Here is a 24,688-nt window from a genome sequence, read left to right on the forward strand (position 1 = left end):
CTTGTAGGTTCCTTTTTAGAACTAACAAAAATATAGCTTTATTTTTAGACCCTGTCAAGCTAACCTATGACTCAAAGATGAAGGAGATAACATATGCGTTGGGATGAACTGGATCAACAGTCTTGCTCGGTGGCTCGCACTTTGGCAGTCATTGGTGATCGCTGGACGCTCATGATTTTACGTGACTGTTTTTTAGGTGTTAGACGATTTGATATATTTGAGCAACGCTTAGGTATTACACGCCATGTCCTGTCTGATCGTCTTCGAAAATTGGTTGAATACGATATCCTAAAAAAAGTCGCCTATCAGCAAAAACCACTACGTGAGGAATATAGGCTGACAGAGCGCGGGTTAGATTTGCACTCTATCGTACTGGCATTGGTCAGTTGGGGTGATAAATACATGGCTGATGAACGTGGGGCACCGCTGCTACATAGACACAAGACATGCGGTCAGATTATGCATCCTGTGACAGTATGCTCTGAGTGCTCTGAGTCTATTACTGCACGTGATATTGAGGTTGAGATAGGGCCTAAATGGATAGGTAAGGATGAGTTTGGTATATGAAGAGAGGGTTCTGCTAAAAAAATGCAAGCCAAGGGAATTGCCACACACTTTGAACTAGCACTTACCTATGAACCATTACAGAATTGAGATCATGGAAAGTAATGAGCTATTCTGACAATTCCATAATCATTAAATCCTTATCTAACACTAGCAGTTCGATGCCTGTATAGCGCACCGATCACGATTTAATACTATTTTTGGGCTTGTAAAGCTTATTAATCAATATAAGGTTAACTAAATAAATGGCTCATTTGGATTTACATGCTAAAGCAGAGATTGGCAAATCCTTAGCAGGGTTCGCACTAGGTGAAAAATTGCAAAGTTTTTTGCATTATGTCGATGAGAGTGTAGATGGCAATAAAATTCCTTGGAATGTTGATTTGGTAAACAATAATGAAGGAGTCTTACTATATAAATGGGGTTCGTCATACGGTAACGGATACGCAATATTCTTTAAAAATCCTACACTAGAGCTTAGTTTTTCTGAACAAGGTACGCTTATCTTCATTGAAGTTGGTGAAGGTTATCAAGGCGAAATCTTTGATGGTGGTATCAAAATTGGCAGTCGTATCGGAGATATAGACCATGCGTTAGTTTTGGATGATACAGAAGATGCACACTATTTAGCAGATGATAAAGGACAGTTCATTGATGGAATATTCTTTTTCGCCGGTGGCGAAGAGGTGATAGATAATCCTGATGCTACTATTGGGGTAGTACGTGTCTATAATTATAACTTCAAGTGATAAATATTTGAGTATAGATACCATCATACTTAAATAATCTTGAGTAGCTCAAACAGTACACCATGAAGTACACTACAGTTATCACAATAATTCAAAACCTTGATACCATTAGCCTACAGCCCAAGTTTCGAGTCCTCACTAGGGTACCGAACCAGTGGAAGTACCTGATTGTTTCGCCATAAGGACACCTCACTTACAGATAGATTATTAAGAAATCGAAATTTCTTGGCATTCATTGAGAAAATCCTCTAAAAATAATTTAAAAGCACTTGCCCTAACGGAAAAATCCAAACCAAAGTCATATCCTGTAATTTTACCGTTTGTATAAACTCCAACAGGCACTCTTAGCTTGATAAACAACAAGTAGTCATTTGATTTAAAGATATCCATAGTGAAGAACATATCAATAGGATAGATAGAAAAGACTAGTTCATCCTCATCTTCAAACTGATCTAAATTATCCAGCTTTGTAAGTTGTTTTTTCAGATAAGTTATATTCTCATATGACATATATCTATTTACTTCATTAACATTTTTAAAATCCAAGCATATCAGCTCTGTTTTTACTTCCAAGCTGCACATTACGCCAAACTCATTATAAGAAACTGGTGCAAGCTGAATGGATATGTTTTTATCATAATTGACTAAGCTACTCATTTTTATTGCTCTTGAAAATTAATTACGGTGACTACTAGTGTAGTACCCATCAGGCTACCTGCTAAATTATTTAATACAAGTAGCAGTAATGCGATTCAACATCGAAAAGCTCACTACATGTACACAGCCAAGTATTCAAATCTTCACTAGGGAACCGCCCTTGTTTCCATGAGATAAGTTATCGGCAATACCCTCCTTTGTTATCTACAACTTCTCTCATTTTAACCTTCCGCCCCCTTACTTCGTCATCACAGCAAGGCTTAGGAGTAATTTCTTGAAAATATTATAGAAATACGCTTGACCTTACCATGATGTCAACCTATATGCTGTAGCTATAGATTTGAAAATAAGATTAAAAATATAGTTAAAAACGACAGAGGTTGTTATGAAAACAAAAAATACTAAAGCCCCTACTTATCATGAAGTGCTGAGCATTGAAGGCATGAGTTGCGCGTCTTGTGTTGGGCGTATCGAAAAACAATTAAAAAACATTGAACACGTTGAAAATGCCGAGGTAAACCTTGCTACTGAACAGGCGACTGTTTACTCATCTCAGCCTGTAGATGTTGCCCAGTTGAACAAAGCGGTAGAGCGCGCAGGTTATAAAGTGACTGAAACCAAGCCTATCGAGCTATCCATAGAAGGCATGAGCTGTGCCTCGTGTGTTGGGCGGGTAGAAAAATCTTTGGCCAAAGTCGCTGGCGTGCAACAAGCCACAGTAAACCTTGCGACTGAACGCGCTTGGATTAAAGGTGATGCGCAAATACAAACGAGTGAATTGATTGAGGCCGTTAAAAAAGCGGGCTACGAGGCCAAACTGGTAGAACAAGCCCAAAGTGATCGACAAGATAAGAAAGCTTCGGAGCAAAATCAGCTTAAACGAGATTTGGGACTTTCTGCGCTATTATCACTGCCCGTATTCATTCTAGCAATGGGCTCGCATATGATTCCCGCCTTTCATATGTGGGTGGTGAATAACCTCGGTACTCAGCAAAGTTGGCTGATACAGTTTGTTTTGACCACATTGGTATTACTCTTTCCAGGGCGACGCTTTTATCAAAAAGGCGTGCCAGCCTTATTGCGTTTTGCGCCAGATATGAACTCGCTAGTGGCGATTGGTACTATCGCAGCGTACGGCTTTTCCCTCATAGCGACCTTTATCCCGCAAGCGTTACCTGAAGGCACGGTGCACGTCTATTATGAAGCCGCTGCCATGATTGTAAGCTTGATATTATTAGGACGTTATTTTGAAGCAAAGGCTAAAGGTCGTACTTCTGGGGCCATTCAGCATTTAGTGGGCATGCAGGCAAAGACTGCCCGTGTACAGCAAGATGGCAAAGTCATTGAAGTCCCTGTAGAGGACGTCACCGCACAGATGATAGTTGAGATTCGTCCAGGCGAGCGTGTGCCTATTGATGGCGAGGTGGTTGACGGTCACAGTTATATTGATGAATCTATGATTACGGGTGAACCTGTCCCTGTGAAAAAACAAGCAGGCGATCAAGTGGTCGGTGGTACTATCAATCAAAACGGCACTGTGAATATTCGAGCAACGGCCATTGGTGAAGATTCCGTATTGGCACAAATCATTCGTATGGTAGAACAAGCCCAAGGCTCTAAATTACCGATTCAAGCATTGGTGGATAAAGTCACCATGTGGTTTGTACCAGCGGTGATGTTTTTATCAGCATTGACCTTTATAGTTTGGTTGATTTTTGGCCCTGACCCTGCCTTGACCTTTGGCTTAATCAATGCGGTTGCCGTACTCATTGTGGCCTGCCCTTGTGCAATGGGATTGGCCACTCCCACCTCTATTATGGTCGGTACGGGTCGCGGTGCAGAATTGGGTGTATTATTCCGTAAAGGTGAAGCGCTACAAATGCTTCAGGATGTGAGCGTAGTGGCCGTTGATAAAACAGGCACATTGACTGAAGGCAAACCTACCCTAACGGATTTCCAAGTCCAACAAGGGTTTGAGAAAGAACAAGTCTTACGTGTGGTGGCATCGGTTGAAGCAAAATCTGAGCATCCCATTGCCTTGGCCATTGTACAAGCCGCAGAAGAACAGAATATTCAACTGCTACCTATCACTGACTTTGAGGCGATAACAGGTTTGGGTATTCAAGCAAACGTGGCAGGCCAAGTGATCCACATTGGGGCTGATCGTTACATGCAGCAATTGGGGCTTAATGTTGCGCCTTTTGAACAAGATGCGCTACGTTTGGGACAAGAAGGTAAAACCCCGCTCTATGTATCGATTGACCAGCAGTTGGCTGCTATCATCGCCGTTGCCGATCCTATTAAAGAGACGACTCATGCCGCCATCGCCGCACTACATCAGTTAGGCTTAAAAGTGGCCATGATTACAGGTGATAATCGCCATACCGCCCAAGCGATTGCCGCAACATTAAATATTGATCAGGTAGTGGCAGAAGTATTGCCCGAAGGCAAAGTGGATGCAATACGCCAGTTGCAAGAACAATATGGCCGAGTGGCATTTGTTGGTGACGGTATCAATGATGCCCCTGCATTGGCTCAATCCGATGTTGGATTGGCCATTGGTACAGGCACAGACGTAGCGATTGAGGCGGCTGAAGTGGTGCTAATGTCAGGTAGCTTGCAAGGCGTGCCTACTGCAATTGCCTTGAGTAAAGCCACCATCAGTAATATCAGACAAAATCTGGCTTGGGCATTTATTTATAATGTTGCTTTAATCCCGATTGCCGCAGGTGTCTTGTATCCCGCCTTTGGTATCCTGCTCTCACCTATTTTTGCGGCAGGGGCCATGGCACTGTCTTCTGTGTTCGTATTGGGTAATGCGTTACGTCTTAAGTACTTTAAAGTATAGTCAGCGAACTACTAAACCGCTACAGAGTGAATGTAGAATCGTAAAGGATATCCATATAGGGTTTAAACATTAATGCTTAAACCCTTTCTAGGTTAGGAAGATAAATATGAATATTGGTCAAGCATCAAAGCAATCAGGTATTTCTACCAAAATGATTCGCTACTATGAGCAGATTGGCTTGCTAGAAACAGTAAATCGCTCGAACTCAGGTTATCGCTTGTACTCTAAAGACGATATAGACGACTTATGCTTTTTAAGACATTCTCGCGACTTGGGATTCTCATCCAAGCAAATGAAAGAGTTACTGTACTTGCGTAAAAATGCCAATCGTCAGAGTGCAGATGTTAAGCAACTGACACAAGAGCATATCGAAACGTTAAACCAAAAAATCGTGCAATTGCAGGAGATGGTCGACTCGCTACAGAACTCTTTTGATCACTGTGCAGGCGATGACAATGCAGATTGCGCTATCTTAGAGGATCTAGGACAGGGTCAATAAAGTAAATGAGTTAGTTATATATATGTAGGGCCTAAAGCATTACGATTAGTCCAATAAACGAATTAAATCACTAGTTAAAACTACTCTGAATCTTTACTAATTAGCTGGTTAACTTGCATTTTGTACGTTGGTTAAGCCACCTTCGAATCACACCGTTGCACAAGCATTGTTTTTGACCAATTTAGTGGGTATTCCATTTGGGCTTAGTTTGGCTATTTGGGAGAATGAACCTTTGAGTTGGTATGCACTATGGATAGCAGCCGGCTTAAATTTGTTCATTTTGATTTATGCAGGAAACTGTACTTTAAGGCTTATCACTTTCTTTTAATGGAACTAACTTGAGGAAGAAATAGAAAAAATCCAACTGCTTTTTCTATCAATTGCTTTGTTACACTTCTTGCAGAAAAAGCTCTGTTCCTTTTTTTATCGGCAAATTCAAGGCGATTCCTACTTCTCCTATAGTTGCTTCATCGACATCATATCCATCAAGCTGAATTGAATTTATAGCTAGTTTTGATAATTTTCCATCTTTTTTACCAATTAACGTTGAACCTATTTTTATAGTGCATGTATCAGTTAGATTTAAAATTGCTACTTTGCCATTTTTAAATATTTCGTTTGAAATCCCAATCGATGTTGTGTTACTTGGCTCTAGCGTGATTAAACCGCAATCGAACAAACTATTTCTAACTTCTTCTTTAGTTATAATCCCATCTTCAATCAAAAAATATGCTTCATACAAGCTACAAGTAGTGATAAGCCCTCTATTCTCAAGCTTAGCATCATTAATTTGATTTTCGGTGAATGGTGGGTTTGCTCTATTTTCCGGAGCTAAATATCGTTGATGGTTGACTATATATAAGCCAAATACATCGAACTTTCCACGTTGCTCAGCTCTTCTATATTTTATTTTGCTGATTTGCGAACAAGCTTTGTCTGTTGATGTTCCACCAATGCCTTTGATCTCAATGACAAGAAGCCCTTTATCTGTTTCAATTTGAAGATCTTCCTCAAATACATCTATTACTTTTTCATCCATATCCACAATTGAATCAAAACCGAGCCAATCCATATATTTTTGAATAGACTTAACTAACTCATCACCAGTTTGAAAAATTAATTCATGCAAAAAACGGTATTGTTCTCTTGTCTCTTCAATCTATTGTTCAATGTTTTGAAGGCTTTTTCTATATTCAACACTCAGCTCAAGCTTTTGTCTTAATAATGCACCTTCATTTGGCAGTAAATACTCTCCATTATTCAACCATCCGAACTCACCATGGTAAGGAAAAATATCAGGCATTACATCAGGAAGATATGTTTTAAAAAGCTCACTGATAAACTGACTTTTTTCTTTCATGTCAGGAAAAACTAAAATCAAACAGTTGTTAACCAAATGAGCATAACTTATAATTTCTTCGCGATCATTTAGTAGTAGTGGAATAAAATCTTCAATTTTTTGACTTGTGCCGTCTCTCCATGTAGTAGGATGCTTAAAAACATTACTGTACTCAATTTCGCTCAGGTGCTTTTCAAGAATCGAAGATATTTTTTCATTTCTTACAGCAACGGCTTTACTTCCATGCCTTTCCACTCTAAAAACATTTGAGCTATAAAAATCTAAATTAGAGTAAGAAGGTCTATCTATTACTACGCTACCACGAGATGTAATTTCGACAAATTCATAGTCCGCCTTATTTTCTTGCCCAAAGAAGGCAATGATGATCGATCGCTTTTTTACTATATCTTTAATTTCTTTAGATATTATGTTTACAGTGATAGGTCTTGGATCAAAAACCTGTTCAGGAAAGTGGCTACGAAAAGCGTAAGCTTTGGAGCCTTTAGCATTTTCTAGACTGTGATCATTAGCTGAATAATTTTCTATTTTAGTGCCTGTCATGTCTAACATGACTATATCAAACTCATGCAAATTTTTCGGAGAGTCATAATTCAGCCTTATTAACCTTTCAGTATATGGCTGATTGTTTACTTTAATGCTAGATCCCAGATTCCCCTTAACACAATTAAACTTCAATCGCTTAAGCTCTTGATGCACATCATCATCAAAATCGAACAAGCAGATCATAGGATGTTGGTGAACCTCAGGTTGTTTGTTTTCGAAATCAGCTATAGGCTGCTCTTCTTTTTGCGTTAGCTTTCTTAACATAGACTACGTAATCCTGATCGATATGATTTAAGTGTGATATCTTACATTTCTCATTTGATGACTTATAATATCTTAAAATAAGATACATTATATTTTTTATAAAGTACCTAAAAAGCATTTGATAATCTTATTTGAAAAACTACAACTATAATAAACTAATCACTAAACCTTCACTTCAGCCACCCTTTATCCTCTCAACCAAAAAATCGACGGCGGCTTTTACCTTAGGCACTAGATAGCGCTGCTTTTGATACAGCAGATATACGGCCATATCAGCGTGCTGCGTGATTGCTAATGGATGCTCAAATTTAATCTCTTGCAATGCGCCTGACTCAAGGTATGAGGATAGTGCCCATCGAGTGGACATCAAAATACCTTCCCCGTCACAAGCCTTTTTGGCAAGCCATGGTCCATTGTTTGAAATTGCGACTGCTGGCCCTGAGACATCATGCCACTGATCGTCCACATAGCAGAGCCAAGGTGTTGGCCCATTTGGGGCTTTGAAATACAGGCCTTTATGTTCCTTTAATTCCATCACATGACTAGGTGCGCCATGCATCTCTAAATAACTGGGCGACGCAACCGGTATAAACCCATTATCCATGAGCCTAATGGCAAGCACACGCTCATTTGGCGCATAACCACCGCGAATCGCAATATCGACATCGTCACGTCCCAATGCGGATAATTCATCACTGAGACTGACATCCAGCACAATCTCTGGATACAACTCACCGAACTCATCCAACAGTGGTAGCAGTATTTTTTCACCAAAACCCACCATAGAGCTGATGCGTAACCGCCCCATTGGTGTCGTTTGATAACTGCGTACTGTTTCTTTGCTTTGCTCGAGCTGATCCAATACTTGCTGCATATCGTCATAATAGACCTGCCCTACTTCGGTCAATTTAACGATTCGGGTCGAACGCTTTAATAATGTCGCGCCCAAGCTCTTTTCTAAATCAGATACTCGTCTCGATAGTGAGGATGGCGGTACATTGAATGCACTTGCCGCCTTAGTAAAACTGCCGGTCTCGACGACTTTGCTGAAATAGCGTATTGCCCGTAATTGATCCAATTAACCTCTCCATCTCATCGCTAGTTGATCATTGATTAATCACTACTTTTAAGTATTTTGGTCTTATTGTTGCTTAAAAAGCAATAGTGATTCACGTTTTCCCTTATATATAACCACATTAAAACCAGTAATAATGTGTTTAAATTAAAAACTACAACTTTTACTCTAATAATGGAAATGGACTTATGATTACTTTGCATGGTTTTGCCGCAAGCAACTATTACAATATCGTGAAACACACCCTTTTATACAAAGAACTGCCATTCCAAGAAGACCTGCTATACGCTGGTAGTGATGATCTACTCACCGTTAGCCCAGTGGGCAAAGTACCTGCTATCACCACAGCTGACGGCTTTAATCTGTCAGAGTCGAGCGTGATCTGTGATTTTTTAGAAGAGACTTACCCTGAAAAACCGCTTTACCCCAAAGATGCAGCAGAACGTGCCACCGTACGTCAAATAATGAAAATCGCAGAGCTGTATTTTGAGCTACCAAGTCGCCGTTTGATCCCTTATGTGTTTTCTGGCACTGATGCGCCTAACGCTATCAAGGATGAAGTACGCCAAGTATTGGGCCGCGGTATTATTGCCATGAATCGCCTATGTAAATTCTCGCCTTGGATTGCAGGCGAGCAATTCACCATGGCTGACATCTATGTGCATCACGTCAATACCATTGTCAACGCTTTTGGATCTACTCAGCTTGAGTGGGATGTACTGGCGGAAGTGGACGGCATGAAAGAATGGAACAAAGCCATGAGTAAAACCGACATCGCACAAAGCGTTCAGGCAGATAGCCAAGCGAACATGCCTGAATTCATGCAGCATGTGACCGCCCAAATTAAAGCCGCAAACGCTGGCTAGTTCGATGCTAACTGGTTCAAGATTAAAAAGTATTTAACTACAGAACGACCTTTATTCAATGATTAAAAAGAGAGCCAATACAATACCGTCATTGGTTCAATAACTATAACGATTTGCAGGAGCAAACTTTATGATAGATAAAAACTTACAACTTATTTCAACGGTTAGTGATGACAACAAACTGACCCTAAGCTTGCAAGACATTGATATGCCAACGCCGGGCGCGGATGAAATCGTCGTTCGTATTGAAGCGGCACCATTGAATCCTTCTGATTTTGGGGTTATGTTCAGCGCGGCTGACATGTCGACTGCAGTACAGTCAGGCACCGAGCAAAGCCCAGTCGTTACTGCTGACGTGCCAGCCAAGTATATGCCATCACTCAAAACTCGCGTTGGTAAAGACACACCAGTAGGTAATGAAGGTGCTGGTACTGTGATTGCCGCAGGCTCATCGCCTGAAGCGCAAGCATTGATGGGCAAGATGGTTGCCGTCATCGGTGGAGGTACTTATCGTCAGTACCACTGTGTCAATGTCAAAAGCTGCTTGGTATTAAAAGAAGGCACGACGGCTAAAGAAGGGGCTTCTTCTTTTGTGAATCCACTTACTGCATTAGCGATGGTCGAAACCATGCGTGCGGAAGGCCACAAAGCCATTATTCATGCAGCGGCAGCATCTAGCCTTGGTCAAATGCTTAACCGCATCTGTATGGCCGACGGTGTTGATTTGATCAATATCGTGCGTAAGGAAGAGCAAGAAAAACTACTACGTGATATGGGTGCAAAATATGTGGTCAACTCAAGCAGTGATACGTTCCTCAAGGACTTGACGGCAGCGATTGTCGAAACAGGCGCCACTATCTCATTCGATCCTATCGGCGGCGGTCAATTAACCAGCGATATTTTGAACTGCATGGAAGCGGCCATTACCCGTGATGTAGAAGAATATAGCGTCTATGGCTCAAACACCTTCAAACAAGCCTATGTCTATGGGGCATTAAACCGTGGTCCTATCACGCTAAATCGTAACTTTGGTTTTTCTTGGGGTGTGAATGGTTTCTTATTATTCAATGCGCTAGGCAAATTGGGTACCAAAACAGTCATGTCAATGCGTCAAAGAGTTGCAGAAGAGATCACCACTACCTTTGCAAGCAGCTATACGCATGAAGTGACGTTAGAAGAAGCCTTACAATTAAAGTCAATCGCCAAATATGGCAAACAAGCCACTGGTGAGAAGTACTTGATCACGCCTCAGGGCTAATTATTGCTTGTATGAGTGATTCTGAACTATAGAAAAGCAGATATCGATGATATCTGCTTTTTTGTGTTTGATAATAATGACGTATCTAGAATAATTAGATAAGAAGATTAAGTACCCAGTTTTGAGGCTTAAGTTTTAAGATTAAAATTTACGAATTTACCAAACTCTTGGTTGCATCTATCTGCCATTGCGCCTAATATCTTGCCCCATAATATCATTCTATTTTTTAAAACATAGTCGATTTATCAGCTGTCAGTTGAAAGACACCCTATTTGACATACGTCTTTCATATCGGATCGATTATCGAGCCATAGTAGGCTCAGCTACTCACAATAAAGAGGGACTTATTATGCCAATTAAAACAACCACAATTATTGATGGTGGCATGGGACGAGAACTTGCCAAGCGCGGTGCACCGTTTCGTCAACCTGAATGGTCGGCGCTCGCGATGATAGAAGCACCCGAAATTGTCCGTGACGTACACCGCGCTTATATCCAAAGCGGTGCAGATGTCATTACCACCAACAGCTATGCCCTAGTCCCCTTTCATATTGGCGCAGAGCGGTTTGCTGATCAAGCTCAAGCGTTGGCTGCATCGGCAGGAGAGATGGCACGTGCAGCAGTCACGATGGAAGGTACTGCGACCAAAGTAGCAGGCTCTATCCCGCCACTATTTGGCTCATATCGCGCAGATTTATTTGATGCTGACCACGTAGAAGATATTGGCACCCCGCTTATAAAAGGGTTGAGTCCGCATGTGGATTTTTGGCTGGCTGAAACCCAAAGCCTAATCGCAGAGTCTGTGGCAGTTCGTGAGCTACTGAGCACACTAGATAAGGACAATAAGCCACTGTGGGTTGCTTTTACTTTAGAAGACAATATGGATATCGACGTACCTCGTCTGCGCTCAGGGGAGACGGTGCAAGAAGCGGTGGCAAAAATGGCCGACCTTGATATCGAGGCGATACTGTTTAACTGTTGCCAGCCTGAAGTGATCGATCAGGCGCTAGAAACTGCCCAAAACGTGTTGCAAGAAAAAGACGCGGCGCATATCAAGCTAGGGGCATATGCCAATGCCTTTCCGCCACAACCAAAAGATGCCGCTGCAAATGATACGCTCAATAATGTGCGTGACGATCTCACCCCGCCTGCATATCTGCTCTGGGCGCAAAAATGGCACGCGCAAGGTGCATCATTGATTGGCGGTTGCTGCGGTATTGGCCCTGAGCATATTCAGGCGTTGAGCCAACACTTCACAGATGATTCGATAACATCGAAATAACATAATATAGAACGCCAAAATAAATAAAAAGTCCAAAAAACTAGCGTTTTTTGGACTTTTTTAGTCGAATATTTTAGGGCGTGTCTTCAATTAAAAAATGGTGATAAAAATGAGATAAATTGCCGTCAAACAAGGAAAATAGCGCAGATAATATCGGGATATTAACCAGCTGTTTGACGATGTTTGGCAAGATTTAGCCATTTTTAGCCCATTGAGATAACTATCGAGTGAATTGAAGACACGACCTAGTATGACTGTTTGCAATGCTCGTTTTTAACTCTTTAAAAAGGCCTCAATCTTTGGTTTGATGGTCAGAGAAATAATGATCATCAATGTCACGCCAACCGGCAGAGCCGCTAAAAAACCTACTAGCCAACCATGCAAAAAGGCTGCTGTGTCCGAAAAACCAATAGTATTGGTCGCGGTGCTAAAAGCCAGCATAGACTCCATAGCGCAAGCCATCAGTACGCCAACGATGAGATTACGCTTATGTGCTTTCATATCAGGTAGCAGCCGGTTAACACCTTTAGTTATCAACCCAATGAGTAGAATACCAATGGGCATCACCGCAAAAGCGGATAGCAGGGCTTTAGACCAATCGCTAAAAAAGCTACTGGTATACCCCACATTCATATAAGTCATAATGCCGGTCAATAACCCGCCCATAACCGTCATTATAGCGAGTACTACCAACACTTTATGAAGTAGCGGTGTTTTTTTGCCATTCGTATTAAGCAACAAACTGTTTTGCAAAGCCATTATTACCTTCCTATCGTAACCAATATCGTCTGAATCACTCTGCGTCTTTTTCTTCGCGGCGAGCGTTTGCGGACTGATCTTCAGCCACACCTGCTTTCCAATAAGAAAAAGCATACAGCTCGTCTTTCGACCACTGCTGCTCACCTTTTAAATACTGACGAATGCCTTTGACTGATTCAAACTCACTCGCCACATAAGCAAAGCGGCTTTGCGCGGCATCTGGTAGCGTGAGCGCTTTTACGGCATCAATCAATTGACTGTCTTGCATCGGGTCTGCGTTGTGTAGCCATGTCATTTTTATATTGGCGGCCGTTGGCAGATCTTGTTCGTCCTCGAGCCCATGCACTTCGATGACGCAGTGGCCGCTAGTCGTAGCAGGCAGACTCTCTAGTATCGCGCCAAGCACTGGTATGGCAGTGGCATCACCCGCTAATAATATATGATCTGTGGTAGGGCACAGCGCCTTGTTTTTTGGCTTCATCATCACACCCAGCTCATCACCTACTTGAGTATGGGTGGCCCAGCCTGAGGCAGGAGCTGCATCACCATGAGCAACAAAGTCAATCCAGATCTGTTGTTTTTCGACATCTACGCCGCGATGAGTATAAGTACGTATCACAAAGCTGGATTTATCATTGAGGTCAAGGGCTTGGGTTTTATCGATAGGAATGGCTACTTTGTTGTTTGCCCCTACGGTCATGGTGGCAATATTGGCAATCGTATCAGGCTGTGCGGTCAGATAAATGCGAATATAATGCGGCGTCAGCATTTGCTTATCAGCCACGATCATGACTTCTCGTACAGGTGTTTGGCTAATCGTATTATTCATAATATTTTTCCATTTTGCAGCTATTAACTGTTATTTAGATTTGGATATCGTTAATCGAAATTTTTCAATCATTGCTACTGACATTGTGGCAAGTGAGGGTTAATTCATAACGACTACTTATTCACCCACACTATTGCTTGCGCTGTTTTTGACATTGTCGATCATCGTACGGCTAACTTGAAAAAACAGTGACAGCTCAACGATGGTGAGATTTTTTGTCAGTTGCCCACGCGCCCAGTCTTCTGCTGCATTAAGCTTTTCCATCACTGCCTCGCCTTTAGCGGTTGGTTGTAACAGCTGGCTACGACCATCTAGCGGATTGGCTTTTTTGACAATTAAGTCAGCGGCTAGCAAATCATTCAATGCACGTGTGATTTGTGCCTTATCTCGCTCAATACGCTCCGCAATGGATTTGGCTGTACTCTCAGAATTGTAATAGACGCTTTTTAGGGTTCTGATATGTGTCACTGACAATTCCAGCTTTTGACGCTTAATACCTTCAAGCAATAGATTGGTATAAGTGTGCATCAGTTGATGCAATGTTTCGCTCAATGAGTTCTTAGACATACGACCCTCTATATATAGTTGATATAAGCAACTATATATAATATGGTTGATATTGTCAACCATATTCTAATATTTCAAATTTCGGTTATGTAGCTTCAGTCATGTAGCTTCTGTTTCTGTTTCTAAACACCAAGTCGCCATCACCAATGATGGTACTCACTTTCGTTATCGCTACCGACTAACGATAAAAACTGGTTTTTAAATTTGCACAGAGTAGTACTATGACCCTACTTTTATTATTCTGTGCGCGTACACGAGCACTGTTTATGTCAAAAATCTCATAAAATCCTTAATGAGTAAGGGGTTAGCGTTATTTACCACCATTACTTATGTCTATAAAATTTAGCGATAATCGCATATAAGCCAATAAATGCACGGCTTACTCTTAGTCTGTGCCCTATCAGCTCATTATTTTGCCAATTATGATATAATCATCCCCAAGGGTAACTTGGGGATGATTAATAGTTAACTAGTTGATAAAAATAATATTATATTAAACAATTAAAAAACAGGTGTCCTTATTGGTGTCCATTGAGAAATAATAAGTGGGTATAGAGATAAAGCAGATGTCATACGTTAATTTACTAACGCTAAGCCTATACTGTGCAAGACATTCAGTTATTTACTACCACATTTAATATATACCGTTGTGTGTTTATTTAACGACAAATGGTCTTAAACCGACTATATAACCATCATGGAATAATGAATGCCAATCCACAGTCTTAGCGATATCAATAGCCTTGTTATTAAGCAAAAGCAATATTCAGTCAATGTGCCGGGTATTGCCGGTCTGAGTGTACGGGTTTCTCCCAATGGCAAAAAGACATATTATCTGCGCTATAGCCATCCACATCTGACGGGCAAGCGTCCCAAAATGATGCTGGGTAATGTGGAAGACCTCAGTCTATATGAGGTCAAATACCAAGCAGAGTCGATACTTGAGCTAGTCGCAAAAGGTATCGATCCTAAAGCGCGTCATCAACAAGAAAAAACCAATAAATACGCCCATCTAAAAAACGCTCCTTTTGCTGAAGTGGTTCAGGCATGGCGCGCTAACAAGATAGCAGGGCGCGGTAAAGGTAAAGCCAACAGAGCGGCATTTAGTGAATCAACGCTCAAGTTTTGGGATTTGTGTTTGGGCTATATGTGTCAAGAGATTGGTGATCTACGAATGAATGACATCACCAGTGAAATCATACTGACCGTGTGCGAGTCGATTCAAAACAACAAGAACCAAGCGACCTTCGTTGGTGCGAGCACTCGGCTATATACGGAAAAAGTATTTTCATTTGCGGTCGCACGCGGACTGTGTGACAGGAATGTGGCTATCGATACTCGCGGCGAGCTGGCCCCTGCCAACTCAGGTAAGCACTTGCCCGCCATCACTAAGCCTGAAAAATTTGCGACGCTTCTAAAAGATATGGCCGTCTTTAATGGTGCCAGTAGCACGACGCTCGCGGCAATGAATTTATTGCCTTATGTGTTTGTGCGTAGTATCGATCTGCGCTCGATGCGCTGGGATGATATCGATTGGGATAACCATGTATGGTCATTCTCGCCTACCAAAGGCGAAGGTCGTGAAGACATGGTGTCGCATTTGGTCGTGCCGCTAGCGACACAAGTCATTGCGCGTTTGCGAGACATGCAGACAATCACAGGACATAACGAATACGTGTTTTCATCGATGCGTGCTTCGAGCAATGCATACATCAGCAAAGCTGCGCTCGTACAAGTGTTTCATCGATTGGGATACAAAGATGTACAGTGTGCCCACGGATTTCGCGCCTCTGCCAAGACCTTGCTCATGGAGCAACCGGAGCTGCGCTATTCAGATATCGTGACAGAGTTACAGCTGGGTCACCGTATCAAAGACACCCATGGCGGTGCTTATAATCGTCTCGATGAGATCGAGACCAGAGTACAGATGATGCAAGACTGGGCAGATTATATAGATGAGCTACGAAACCATCCTTAACTAGGAAATTGATACCAGCAGAACACGATGAACGTTGGTATCACTTTTATTTTGGACTGACTATCACTATCTATAGATGCGCACTTATTTGTATAGAAATAACAAGACGTTTTTTCTAAAAGACGTTATCCTAGGGTGTGCTCGAACTAAAGCGGTTTATTTAAACGATTACATAAGCAAGTATATGAGCATAAGCAAGATAGGTTATAAAGCAGACAGCACGATGTAATTCCCACTCATTTGATAGGAAGGTTAAGGATGACTCTAGATAACAATGTACTACGTGAACGCATCAGCTTATTGGGTTCTTTTTTGGGCGAAGCAATCTCTCGCCAATCTGGCGAACACACCCTACATACGATCGAGACGCTACGTAAAGGGTTTATCCAGCAACGCCGTGAGCCTAATGACACGCATAAGCAGCAGCTTATCGACTTTATTGCCTCTTTGGACAATCAAACCTTAAAAAATGTCATACGCGGCTTTTCTATCTATTTTTTCCTAGCCAATCTAAGTGAAGAAAACTACTTGCGTGAGCAACGCCACGCCCAGCGTATGCAATCAGAACATAGCTGGGAAGGCTCGTTCCGTCGTACCTTGCTTGAGTGTCGTGAGCGAAATATTGAGCCCGCTCAGATGAAAGAGCTGATTGACCAGCTAAAATTTATCCCCGTATTTACCGCGCATCCTACCGAAGCGCGGCGCCGTACGACGATGAATATATTACAAAGTCTCTTCACTCATAGCGACGGTTTGAACCATACCCAAAACAGTTTTGCCTACGAGCAAGCAAAGGCTCAAACTGCGCAGACGATTGATCTATTATGGTCGTCCGATGAAGTGCGTACACGTAAGCCATTGGTATATGATGAGATCAATAACGGCCTGCACTACTTTAATGCCAGCTTGTTTAATGCCATTCCTAAAGTGTATCGCAATATCAAAAAAGCCATCGTCGATATCTACCCAGAGCTGACCGATTATCCATTACCTGCCTTTATGAGCTTTGGTTCTTGGATCGGTGGCGATAGAGATGGCAATCCTTTTGTGACTTTTGAAACCACCGAACGTGCTGTACTGATGCATGCGGATACCGTGCTGCGTCACTATCAAGTATTACTCAAAAAACTGCGCCGACAGCTTATTCATAGCGACACTATTGTGACCGTATCTTCTGACGTATATGCAAAGATCAAAAGTTATGATGAGCTCGATCAGCGGGTATTTGACTACAATCTCGATGATTACAGTAATGAGCCTTATCGTCGGCTGCTCTCTATCATTCTGACTAAAGTCAAAGCCACCAATCGCCGTATCCAAAGCAAAGGCACTGATATTGAGGCTGAAAAAGATGCGTATGCCAACCCAGAAGAATTACTAGAAGACCTACGCATTATCCGTCATAGCGTCAACACTCATGACACAGCACATGCAGATGGATTACTACTAGATGTGATTCGTCTGGTCAAGACCTGTGGCTTTCATTTGGCAGCGCTCGATATCCGTCAGGAGTCGTCTTATCATAGTGAAGTCATTGCCGATATCTTTGCCAGTGCTTCTAACCTACCAGACTATCAAGCGCTCAGTGAGCTAGAACGCCGTGACTGGTTGACACGCTTGCTGGAAAAACCGGGCACGCCTCTCATCTATACTGACAACCTAGCAGACAAAACACGCGAGCAGTTGGCACTGATGAACTCAGTCGCCACCCTACGCAAACTGGTTGGTCAAGACACCTTTGGCAGTTACGTCATCTCCATGACCAATAATGCCAGTCAGCTACTAGAAGTGTTGCTATTGATGCGGTTTGCAGGCTTATGCAGGATTGATGATGACGGTCAATTGTCTGCTGACCTACCTGTCGCACCCTTGTTCGAGACCATTGAAGATCTTAAAAACATCGATAAAATCTTGCCTGCCGTGTTAGACAATCCGCTGTATCGTGGACTGTTACAGAATACCGATAACACGCAAGAGATCATGTTGGGTTACTCAGACTCATCGAAAGATGGCGGCATCATCACTTCAGCATGGCAGCTTTATAGCGCGCAGCAGACCATCAACCATATCGCTAAGCAATATGGCATCAAAACACGACTGTTCCATGGTCGCGGCGGATCTGTGAGCCGTGGTGGTGGATCAACGCATAATGCCATCGCCGCACAGCCCGCTGGCACGCTACATGGTCAGATTAAAGTGACTGAACAAGGCGAAGTGCTATATGCCAAGTACGCCAATACTGATACCGCTGTATTTGAGCTGACCATGGGTATCACGGGCACACTCAAAGCCTGCTCGTCCAGATTTGTGGTGCAACCTACTGAGCTGCCAAATTACGAAGCGCTGTTCGCACGCTTAGCAGACGCAGGTGAACAACGCTATCGCGAGCTGACCGATCATACGGAAGGGTTTTATAAATTCTATTCCGAGGTCACCCCTGTACAAGAAATCTCTTTATTAAACATTGGCTCACGTCCCGCCCATCGCAAAAAAGGCCTACCAAGTAAGACCACCTTGCGAGCGATTCCTTGGGTGTTTGGCTGGTCATTGGCACGCTTTACCCTACCTGCTTGGTATGGTGTAGGTAGTGCGCTGCATAGTGTCAAAGCTGATGAGGCGTTAATGAAAGAGATGAATAAGCACTGGCCGTTTTTTAGCGTGTTTATCAGTAATATTGAAATGGCCTTTACCAAAGCCAATATGAATATTGCCAAAGCCTATAGCCAACTATGTGATGATAAGCCGTTACGCGAAAAAATCATGACAGCGGTCACCGATGAACACACGCTGACCAATTCAGGCCTAAACTCTCTGCTTGAGCAAGACTCTTTATTATCTAATCAGCAAAACCTTGCTTCATCCCTGCAATGGCGCGACGCTTATCTAGACCCGATCAACTATATACAGATTGAGCTGTTGAAGCGTTCTAGACAACAGGATACCCCGAACGATTCGGCACATGGCGACATTAATGTAGAAGACCCATTAATCCGTAGTATTAATGCACTAGCAGCTGGTTTACGTAATACTGGTTAGGGTAGCTTTTCGCTAAGTAGTTTTGAGATAGATAGAACACTTATAATAATTGTCGCTAAATATTGAGGTTTCGTTCGCGAAGCCTCAAATCTTTTAAAGCCCTTCAAAAAATAGCACACTAAATCCAAATCACGATTTAGTACTGGTTGATTGATATTACCTATTAGGTGATTCGTAATTCATTGTTTGAATAACCGATCCTAACAAGATACCGTAAAATATATTTTTACTTCATGTATATGTAGGGTCTGCTCCAATGGAAACGCCTCAAGCAACACCATCTCTAGACATTGCCGTAGCAAATGACTTTCAAATAGAATCCGTTGCGCTCATTGACCGCGCCATTCAAATACGCTGGAATGATGGTATCGACAGTACGTACCACTATATCTGGCTGCGTGACAACTGCCCGTCGGCTTTTCATCCGCAAACTGGCGAGCGTAGCTTTGATTTGCTGAGTATCTCAAAAGATATCCATCCACTATGCGTCTCTTTTGATGAGACAACGCTGACGATTGAATGGTCAGAACAAGCACATATCAGCCACTTTGAACAAAGCTGGTTACGTGAGTTTGGTTATTCTAGTACATTGGCCAAGGACCATAGCAGTCCTTATGAAAGCTGGGATGGCACGTTTATTGACCACATCCCCATGTATGACCAACAGAGCATCATGACCAGTGACAGTGCTTTATATGAGTGGATGAGTGCGCTAGATAAATATGGGCTTACCATTATTGATAATATGCCGAACGATTCTGACGCTGGTGTACAAACAGCCATGCGAGTCGACTATTTACGGCAGACTAATTTTGGCATGACCTTTGATGTGATATCAGAAAAATCGCCGATTAATTTGGCTTATACGTCACTCTCATTACCTTTGCATACCGACTTGCCAAATCAGGAGTTGCCTCCAGGCTATCAATTTTTGCATTTTTTGAGTAATGAAAGCATAGGTGGCGAATCTACTTTCGTAGACGGATTAAAGGTGTTAGAAGGGTTACGAGAAGAGCAGCCTGAGTATTTTCGCTTGCTTGCCGAGTATGCCATCCCCTTTCGTTTTCATGACACTGCCCATGATATCCGTGAGCACCACCCTGTTATCAATCTAGACAACTTTGGCAACATTGTCGAAATCAAATACAACGCCCATCTTGCAGATGTTTTTGATTTGCCAAGTGATGTTATGTACGACTACTATCTTGCTTATCGAGAGCTGATGGCTCGATTGAAAGACAGTCGCTATAAGATTGAATTAAAATTAGCAGCGGGTCAAATGGTGGTTTTTGATAACCGCCGCGTCCTGCACGGACGTAATGCATTTGATGAAAACGTCGGTGAGCGTCGTCTCAAAGGCTGTTATGTTGACCGCTCAGAGTTCAAAAGCCGTTTACGAACGCTTAAAAAGCAACTGGCTTAATTAAAACGAAAACCGTCTGATGCTGTTGGTAATACAGAATCAGACGGTTTGACGAGGGTTGGCCAAGGATTATTAGCCCCTTCCCTTTTTCTACTTTATCTCTATCCCACTATAGCAATCTATCAAGCAAATTTACGACCTTTCACAAATAAAACCATGCTAATAATGACGCTCAACACGCTGCACATAATAAACACGTTGTGCGCGCCGCCTGGCATGTACTCCATAAATGATGTGAAGAACTGACCCGAAAACACTGCCATCGTAAAGTAAGATAAGTTGCGTCCTCGTACGTTAGCAGCACTTAGCTCGACGGTCATGTGGTTCAACAGCGGAATACTAAAACCAAATCCAATACCAATCAATAGCGCGCCTAATACTAATAGCAAGGTACTGGCTTGCGTAAAGCAGATATACGACAACGCAAATGCTAAAAATGCCAGTGCCAATACTTTTGGTTCATTCAACCATTTGATTATTTTTGGCATAAAGCCTGCGGTAACGACCGCCACCAAAGAGATAAAGGCCAGCAGTTGACCAATTTGTGATTCGTTATAGCTCAACTCATGCATGGTGATGGGCAATAACACGGTTGAGGTAAAAAATATGGTCATCGCTAGGGTTGAGATAAGATACACATTTTTTAGCGATAAGCCACTAATGATGGTTTTGCTATCGTCCTCGGCAATCTGATCGTTGTTTACAGCAGTTACATGATGCCGTGGTACAAACAGTAGCAGCATGGCTAAAAACACCCACGCTACTAAATAAATCGATAGCGGTAATGCCCAAAACTGTGAAGCCAGCAAGCCACCTAAAAATAAGAATATGACCCCGCCCAGCTCAATGGACATACCTTGCTTGGCAATCATCTTTAAGCGAGCCTCCCCCTGATACCACGTGGAGATTAGTACCGTACAGCTCGCCATGACGACTGCCGTTATACCGCCCAATAGAAACCGATTGCTAAACACCTGTGCTGGTCCATGTAGAAGATAAGCACTGGCACCTGCAAGTCCGTATAAAAACAAACCAATCATCAAGAGTTTATACGCACCATATTTATCGATTAACTTGCCAGCCAGTGGCGCAAATACCACCGCACCCAATGACGGCAAGGTGATTAACAGCACGCTGTTGTCGGTAATGCCCAAGCCTGCCGAAATGCTGACCAAGCCGGGTGCCAGTAACGTACCGACCATAATGGTCAAACTGGCAATACACAGTAAGGTTAAACTACCTGCGGTTTTTAATTGGTTCATATGTGTCCCTAGTCGTTTCGATATCTATGTACGAATATAACTTTATTGATATAACTGTACTGATATCACTTATTTTTTGGCGAATGCATTAAATATTGCGCTGATGATGATAAAGACGATACTGACCACCACCACTCCTGGCCATTGGTATAAGGCAAAAGCTTTGACACCCGCCATCGACCCCAATGCCCCACCTGTGTAGTAACCCAACATATAGATACCGTTGATCCGGCTTTGGGCGGCTGAATCGATACTAAAGACGCGAACCTGATTGGCCACTTGCGCGCTGAATACAGCAAAGTCGATTAAAATAATACCGACAATCAGCGACACCAAATTACCTGCGAACAATCCTGTAATAGCAAAACCTGTAGCAGCCAGTGCCAATGCGATCATCACTAAGGTTTTAGAGCCCAGTTTATTGACCCATTTGCCAGAGGATTTAGCCCCTATCATGCCTGCCAGCGCAATCACACCAAACAATCCTGCTTGCTGTGCATTGTAATTAAAAGGCGCATCACTGACATAAATCGCGAGCGTTGCCCACAGCACATTGAATGAAGCAAACCAAAATGCGCCAGCCAAGGTGAATTTTTGCAGGGATTTGTGTTTTACAAATAGTGACAAGCTACTTTTGATAAGCGGAAAGTAACGCAATGTGGTTTGCGGCGTATTGGTTGGCAAAAATACCCGCAGTAATACCCCAAAGATAGCGGCAAGTGCTGCAGACATCACAAACACGCGGCGCCAACCGAACTGCTCCCCTACAAACCCACTTAAGGTTCTGGATAATAGAATACCTATGGTCAATCCCATCATCAGGGTACCAAGGGTTGCGCCTTTGTTTTCAGGAGACACCATGGATGCGGCAAAAGGAATAAGCTGCTGGGTAATATTGGCGCTGACACCAATCAAAAATACTGATAGCAATAGTATAGGCAAGCTTGGTGACATGGCAGCAAAGCCGCATGCTGCCACCAATAAGCAGGATAAAATACCAATCAGGCGTCTACGCGCAATCGAATCGCCCAATGGTGAGAGGAACAGTAAAGCAAAGGCATAACCAAACTGCGTCAATGCCGGAATACTACCCAGTTGTGAGTCAGTCAAATCAAACTCATGGCCAATGAGCGGTAAAATCGGCTGATTGTAATAAAGGTTGGCGGCGGTTGCGGCAATCGCTGCGGTCATTAACAGTAAAATAAATCTGCTTAACGACTGGCTTGACGATTGGCTTGGTACGGGCTTATTCATTTTTATCTCTAATCATTTAATCAATCATGTGGTGATTATAAAGCGCCTTAATCAATAACAAAAATGATAATATATGATTGAATCCATGCAAATACTGTATAGATAAAAAATTTAAGACTGAGCAAGATTTTGATGAAAGACATTAATAAAAGGAATTAATGATATGGATATAAAAACACTCAAAAGCTTTATGGCAGTGGCCAAGTACCAGAGCTTTTCGGAAGCGGCGCGTGAGCTGTATACCGTACAACCTGCTATCAGTCGCCATATCTCATCGTTAGAGACAGAATTGGGTGTTGTTCTGTTTAACCGCACCTCTCGTGAGGTAACTATCACGCCCGCTGGCGAGCAACTACTGAAAGACGCCGCTGTTATTTTGAGCTTAGCAGAGCAAGCGAAAACACAAGTTAAACGAGCACATGACGGACAGGTAGGTACGCTCAATATTGCGCATCTAAGCTCGGCCTGCCTAACCTTTATGGCTAAACTGGTACGCAGTTATAAAGAAAAATTTCCGCACGTGCATGTGTCATTATTTGAGATGACGGTAACCGAACAGATAGAAGCGTTCAACAATGACCGCATCGATATTGGTTTTTCTAGGCCATTGCCAAGCGCTATTGCTAATGATTTTGTTAGCCACAGTATTTATATTGATAAATTGGTGGCGATTGTGAACCAGAGCCATGCCTTAGCCGATCAAAAAACCATTGATTTGGCGCAGCTAAAAGATGATAAGTTTATTATTTTTAACCGTGATGAAGCGGTTGGTCTATTTGATGAAACCATCATGCTATGTAAACAAGCTGGGTTTTCGCCCAATATCATCAGTCAACCCAAGCACATGCAGACATTGGTGACCGAGGTAGCTGCAGGCTTAGGTGTGGCGATTGCGCCCTATTGTGTGCGCAAGCTTTATAGTGGCGGGTGTCACTTTATGACGCTAAACAATGTCAGCACCCACATACCCGTGCATATCCAATACAAGCAGACCAATAACAGTGCGACGGTTGCCGCTTTCGTCGCGGTAGCATTAAACGCAACAGATGACATACAGCAAAGTATGGCGTATTAAACCCACAAAAAAGCCCCATTTATCTGTATATCAGAGAAATGAGGCTTAATACTACTCATATATCAGCTCGTGACGGTCCGTGCACTTCTAATACTTGGATTCACGATACAACATTTTATGTACTGCTGCTCTAAAGTCTTCAACACTAACCACAGATACCATACTATGCGTGCTGTACTTTGGTATGATATTTTCTTCCTCACGGAATAGCGCCTCTTGCTCAACATTGTTATAGCTAATGGCACTGCTATCTTTTATATCAAAGACTGTAGTTATGTTCTGATCATTCAGTTTATGTGGTGGTAGCTGAATAGAACGGCTATTTTTAGTGATATTGCTCACTGTCAGACCGTTGCTAGTGGTCGATGCTTGAGATAGCGTGGAAGAAATACGATTAGACATATAAAAGGTAGACATTAGAACAATGAAGATCACGCTGATGATAGCGAAAACAAGACTACGCGGTCTGATGCCTTTCAGCTCCATATACTCACTAACGTTTTCTGAGTCATTCATAGTTGCGCACCAACCCAATTCATA

At 42.6% G+C, this 24,688-nt stretch carries 21 protein-coding genes; 11 read left to right on the forward strand and 10 right to left on the reverse strand.

The window, feature by feature from the left end; genetic code table 11:
- Positions 1-93: 93 nt before the first annotated feature.
- On the forward strand, positions 94-567 hold the full coding sequence (locus IP510_RS08840) for a winged helix-turn-helix transcriptional regulator (RefSeq protein WP_194364415.1): 474 nt from the start codon (positions 94-96) through the stop codon (positions 565-567).
- A gap of 242 nt (positions 568-809) precedes the next feature.
- Complete coding sequence (locus IP510_RS08845; protein ID WP_194364416.1) at positions 810-1,313, forward strand: hypothetical protein; 504 nt, start codon at positions 810-812, stop codon at positions 1,311-1,313.
- 207 nt (positions 1,314-1,520) lie between these two features.
- Here IP510_RS08845 and IP510_RS08850 read toward each other — a convergent pair whose 3' ends face one another.
- The gene (locus IP510_RS08850; RefSeq protein WP_194364417.1) at positions 1,521-1,970 is read right to left on the reverse strand and encodes a hypothetical protein; all 450 of its coding nucleotides are present in this window, start codon (positions 1,968-1,970) and stop codon (positions 1,521-1,523) included.
- A 385-nt stretch (positions 1,971-2,355) separates the two neighbouring features.
- Between IP510_RS08850 and IP510_RS08855 the strand changes: the two genes are divergently transcribed.
- Positions 2,356-4,818, forward strand: coding sequence for a heavy metal translocating P-type ATPase (locus tag IP510_RS08855; RefSeq protein ID WP_194364418.1), 2,463 nt, complete (start codon positions 2,356-2,358; stop codon positions 4,816-4,818).
- Positions 4,819-4,924: 106 nt separating this feature from the next.
- Positions 4,925-5,317, forward strand: coding sequence for a Cu(I)-responsive transcriptional regulator (gene cueR / locus IP510_RS08860; protein ID WP_194364419.1), 393 nt, complete (start codon positions 4,925-4,927; stop codon positions 5,315-5,317).
- Positions 5,318-5,705: 388 nt separating this feature from the next.
- Here the strand turns inward: cueR and IP510_RS08865 are convergent, their stop codons facing one another.
- The 3 genes from IP510_RS08865 to IP510_RS08875 form a co-directional block, all read right to left on the reverse strand.
- Positions 5,706-6,446, reverse strand: a complete 741-nt coding sequence (locus tag IP510_RS08865; RefSeq protein WP_194364420.1) for a hypothetical protein — start codon at positions 6,444-6,446, stop codon at positions 5,706-5,708.
- A 30-nt stretch (positions 6,447-6,476) separates the two neighbouring features.
- Entirely contained in the window at positions 6,477-7,484 is a 1,008-nt protein-coding gene (locus tag IP510_RS08870; RefSeq protein WP_194364421.1) for a hypothetical protein, read from the reverse strand.
- Positions 7,485-7,659: 175 nt separating this feature from the next.
- The gene (locus tag IP510_RS08875; RefSeq protein ID WP_194364422.1) at positions 7,660-8,562 is read right to left on the reverse strand and encodes a LysR family transcriptional regulator; all 903 of its coding nucleotides are present in this window, start codon (positions 8,560-8,562) and stop codon (positions 7,660-7,662) included.
- Positions 8,563-8,747: 185 nt separating this feature from the next.
- Here IP510_RS08875 and IP510_RS08880 point away from each other — a divergent pair, with 185 nt between their 5' ends.
- The 3 genes from IP510_RS08880 (at position 8,748) to IP510_RS08890 (ending at position 11,965) form a co-directional block, all read left to right on the forward strand.
- Positions 8,748-9,425 carry a glutathione S-transferase family protein gene (locus tag IP510_RS08880; RefSeq protein WP_194364423.1) on the forward strand — a complete coding sequence of 226 codons (678 nt, stop codon included), beginning with the start codon at positions 8,748-8,750 and terminating at the stop codon, positions 9,423-9,425.
- Positions 9,426-9,555: 130 nt separating this feature from the next.
- A complete protein-coding gene (locus tag IP510_RS08885) occupies positions 9,556-10,683 on the forward strand; it encodes a zinc-binding dehydrogenase (RefSeq protein ID WP_194364424.1) in 1,128 nt (375 codons plus the stop codon).
- A 349-nt stretch (positions 10,684-11,032) separates the two neighbouring features.
- The gene (locus IP510_RS08890) at positions 11,033-11,965 is read left to right on the forward strand and encodes a homocysteine S-methyltransferase family protein (protein WP_194364425.1); all 933 of its coding nucleotides are present in this window, start codon (positions 11,033-11,035) and stop codon (positions 11,963-11,965) included.
- Positions 11,966-12,238: 273 nt separating this feature from the next.
- Here IP510_RS08890 and IP510_RS08895 read toward each other — a convergent pair whose 3' ends face one another.
- The 3 genes from IP510_RS08895 to IP510_RS08905 all read right to left on the reverse strand — a co-directional run bounded on the left by IP510_RS08895 (position 12,239) and on the right by IP510_RS08905 (position 14,120).
- Entirely contained in the window at positions 12,239-12,724 is a 486-nt protein-coding gene (locus IP510_RS08895) for a DUF2798 domain-containing protein (protein WP_194364426.1), read from the reverse strand.
- A gap of 34 nt (positions 12,725-12,758) precedes the next feature.
- Positions 12,759-13,553, reverse strand: a complete 795-nt coding sequence (locus tag IP510_RS08900; protein WP_194364427.1) for a siderophore-interacting protein — start codon at positions 13,551-13,553, stop codon at positions 12,759-12,761.
- Positions 13,554-13,670: 117 nt separating this feature from the next.
- Positions 13,671-14,120 carry a MarR family winged helix-turn-helix transcriptional regulator gene (locus IP510_RS08905; protein WP_227669606.1) on the reverse strand — a complete coding sequence of 150 codons (450 nt, stop codon included), beginning with the start codon at positions 14,118-14,120 and terminating at the stop codon, positions 13,671-13,673.
- A 709-nt stretch (positions 14,121-14,829) separates the two neighbouring features.
- On the opposite strand from IP510_RS08905, the gene IP510_RS08910 reads away from it, so the two are divergent.
- From IP510_RS08910 to IP510_RS08920, 3 genes are all read left to right on the forward strand, one after another.
- Positions 14,830-16,098 carry a tyrosine-type recombinase/integrase gene (locus IP510_RS08910; protein WP_194364428.1) on the forward strand — a complete coding sequence of 423 codons (1,269 nt, stop codon included), beginning with the start codon at positions 14,830-14,832 and terminating at the stop codon, positions 16,096-16,098.
- A 258-nt stretch (positions 16,099-16,356) separates the two neighbouring features.
- Positions 16,357-19,134 carry a phosphoenolpyruvate carboxylase gene (ppc, locus tag IP510_RS08915; protein WP_194364429.1) on the forward strand — a complete coding sequence of 926 codons (2,778 nt, stop codon included), beginning with the start codon at positions 16,357-16,359 and terminating at the stop codon, positions 19,132-19,134.
- A gap of 256 nt (positions 19,135-19,390) precedes the next feature.
- Complete coding sequence (locus IP510_RS08920; protein ID WP_194364430.1) at positions 19,391-20,557, forward strand: TauD/TfdA family dioxygenase; 1,167 nt, start codon at positions 19,391-19,393, stop codon at positions 20,555-20,557.
- 122 nt (positions 20,558-20,679) lie between these two features.
- On the opposite strand, the gene IP510_RS08925 is transcribed toward IP510_RS08920, so the two are convergent.
- Positions 20,680-21,819: an MFS transporter gene (locus IP510_RS08925; RefSeq protein WP_194364431.1), complete on the reverse strand. Its 1,140-nt coding sequence runs from the start codon at positions 21,817-21,819 to the stop codon at positions 20,680-20,682.
- Positions 21,820-21,888: 69 nt separating this feature from the next.
- Positions 21,889-23,073, reverse strand: coding sequence for an MFS transporter (locus IP510_RS08930; protein ID WP_227669609.1), 1,185 nt, complete (start codon positions 23,071-23,073; stop codon positions 21,889-21,891).
- A gap of 163 nt (positions 23,074-23,236) precedes the next feature.
- Here IP510_RS08930 and IP510_RS08935 point away from each other — a divergent pair, with 163 nt between their 5' ends.
- Positions 23,237-24,148: a LysR family transcriptional regulator gene (locus IP510_RS08935; RefSeq protein WP_194364432.1), complete on the forward strand. Its 912-nt coding sequence runs from the start codon at positions 23,237-23,239 to the stop codon at positions 24,146-24,148.
- 87 nt (positions 24,149-24,235) lie between these two features.
- Here the strand turns inward: IP510_RS08935 and IP510_RS08940 are convergent, their stop codons facing one another.
- Positions 24,236-24,664 (reverse strand): hypothetical protein, encoded by a 429-nt coding sequence (locus IP510_RS08940; RefSeq protein ID WP_194364433.1) that lies wholly within the window; start codon positions 24,662-24,664, stop codon positions 24,236-24,238.
- Between the last annotated feature and the right edge of the window lie 24 nt (positions 24,665-24,688).

Origin of the sequence: Psychrobacter sp. NG254 (assembly GCF_015277735.1) — a bacterium.
Classification (GTDB): Bacteria; Pseudomonadota; Gammaproteobacteria; order Pseudomonadales; family Moraxellaceae; genus Psychrobacter.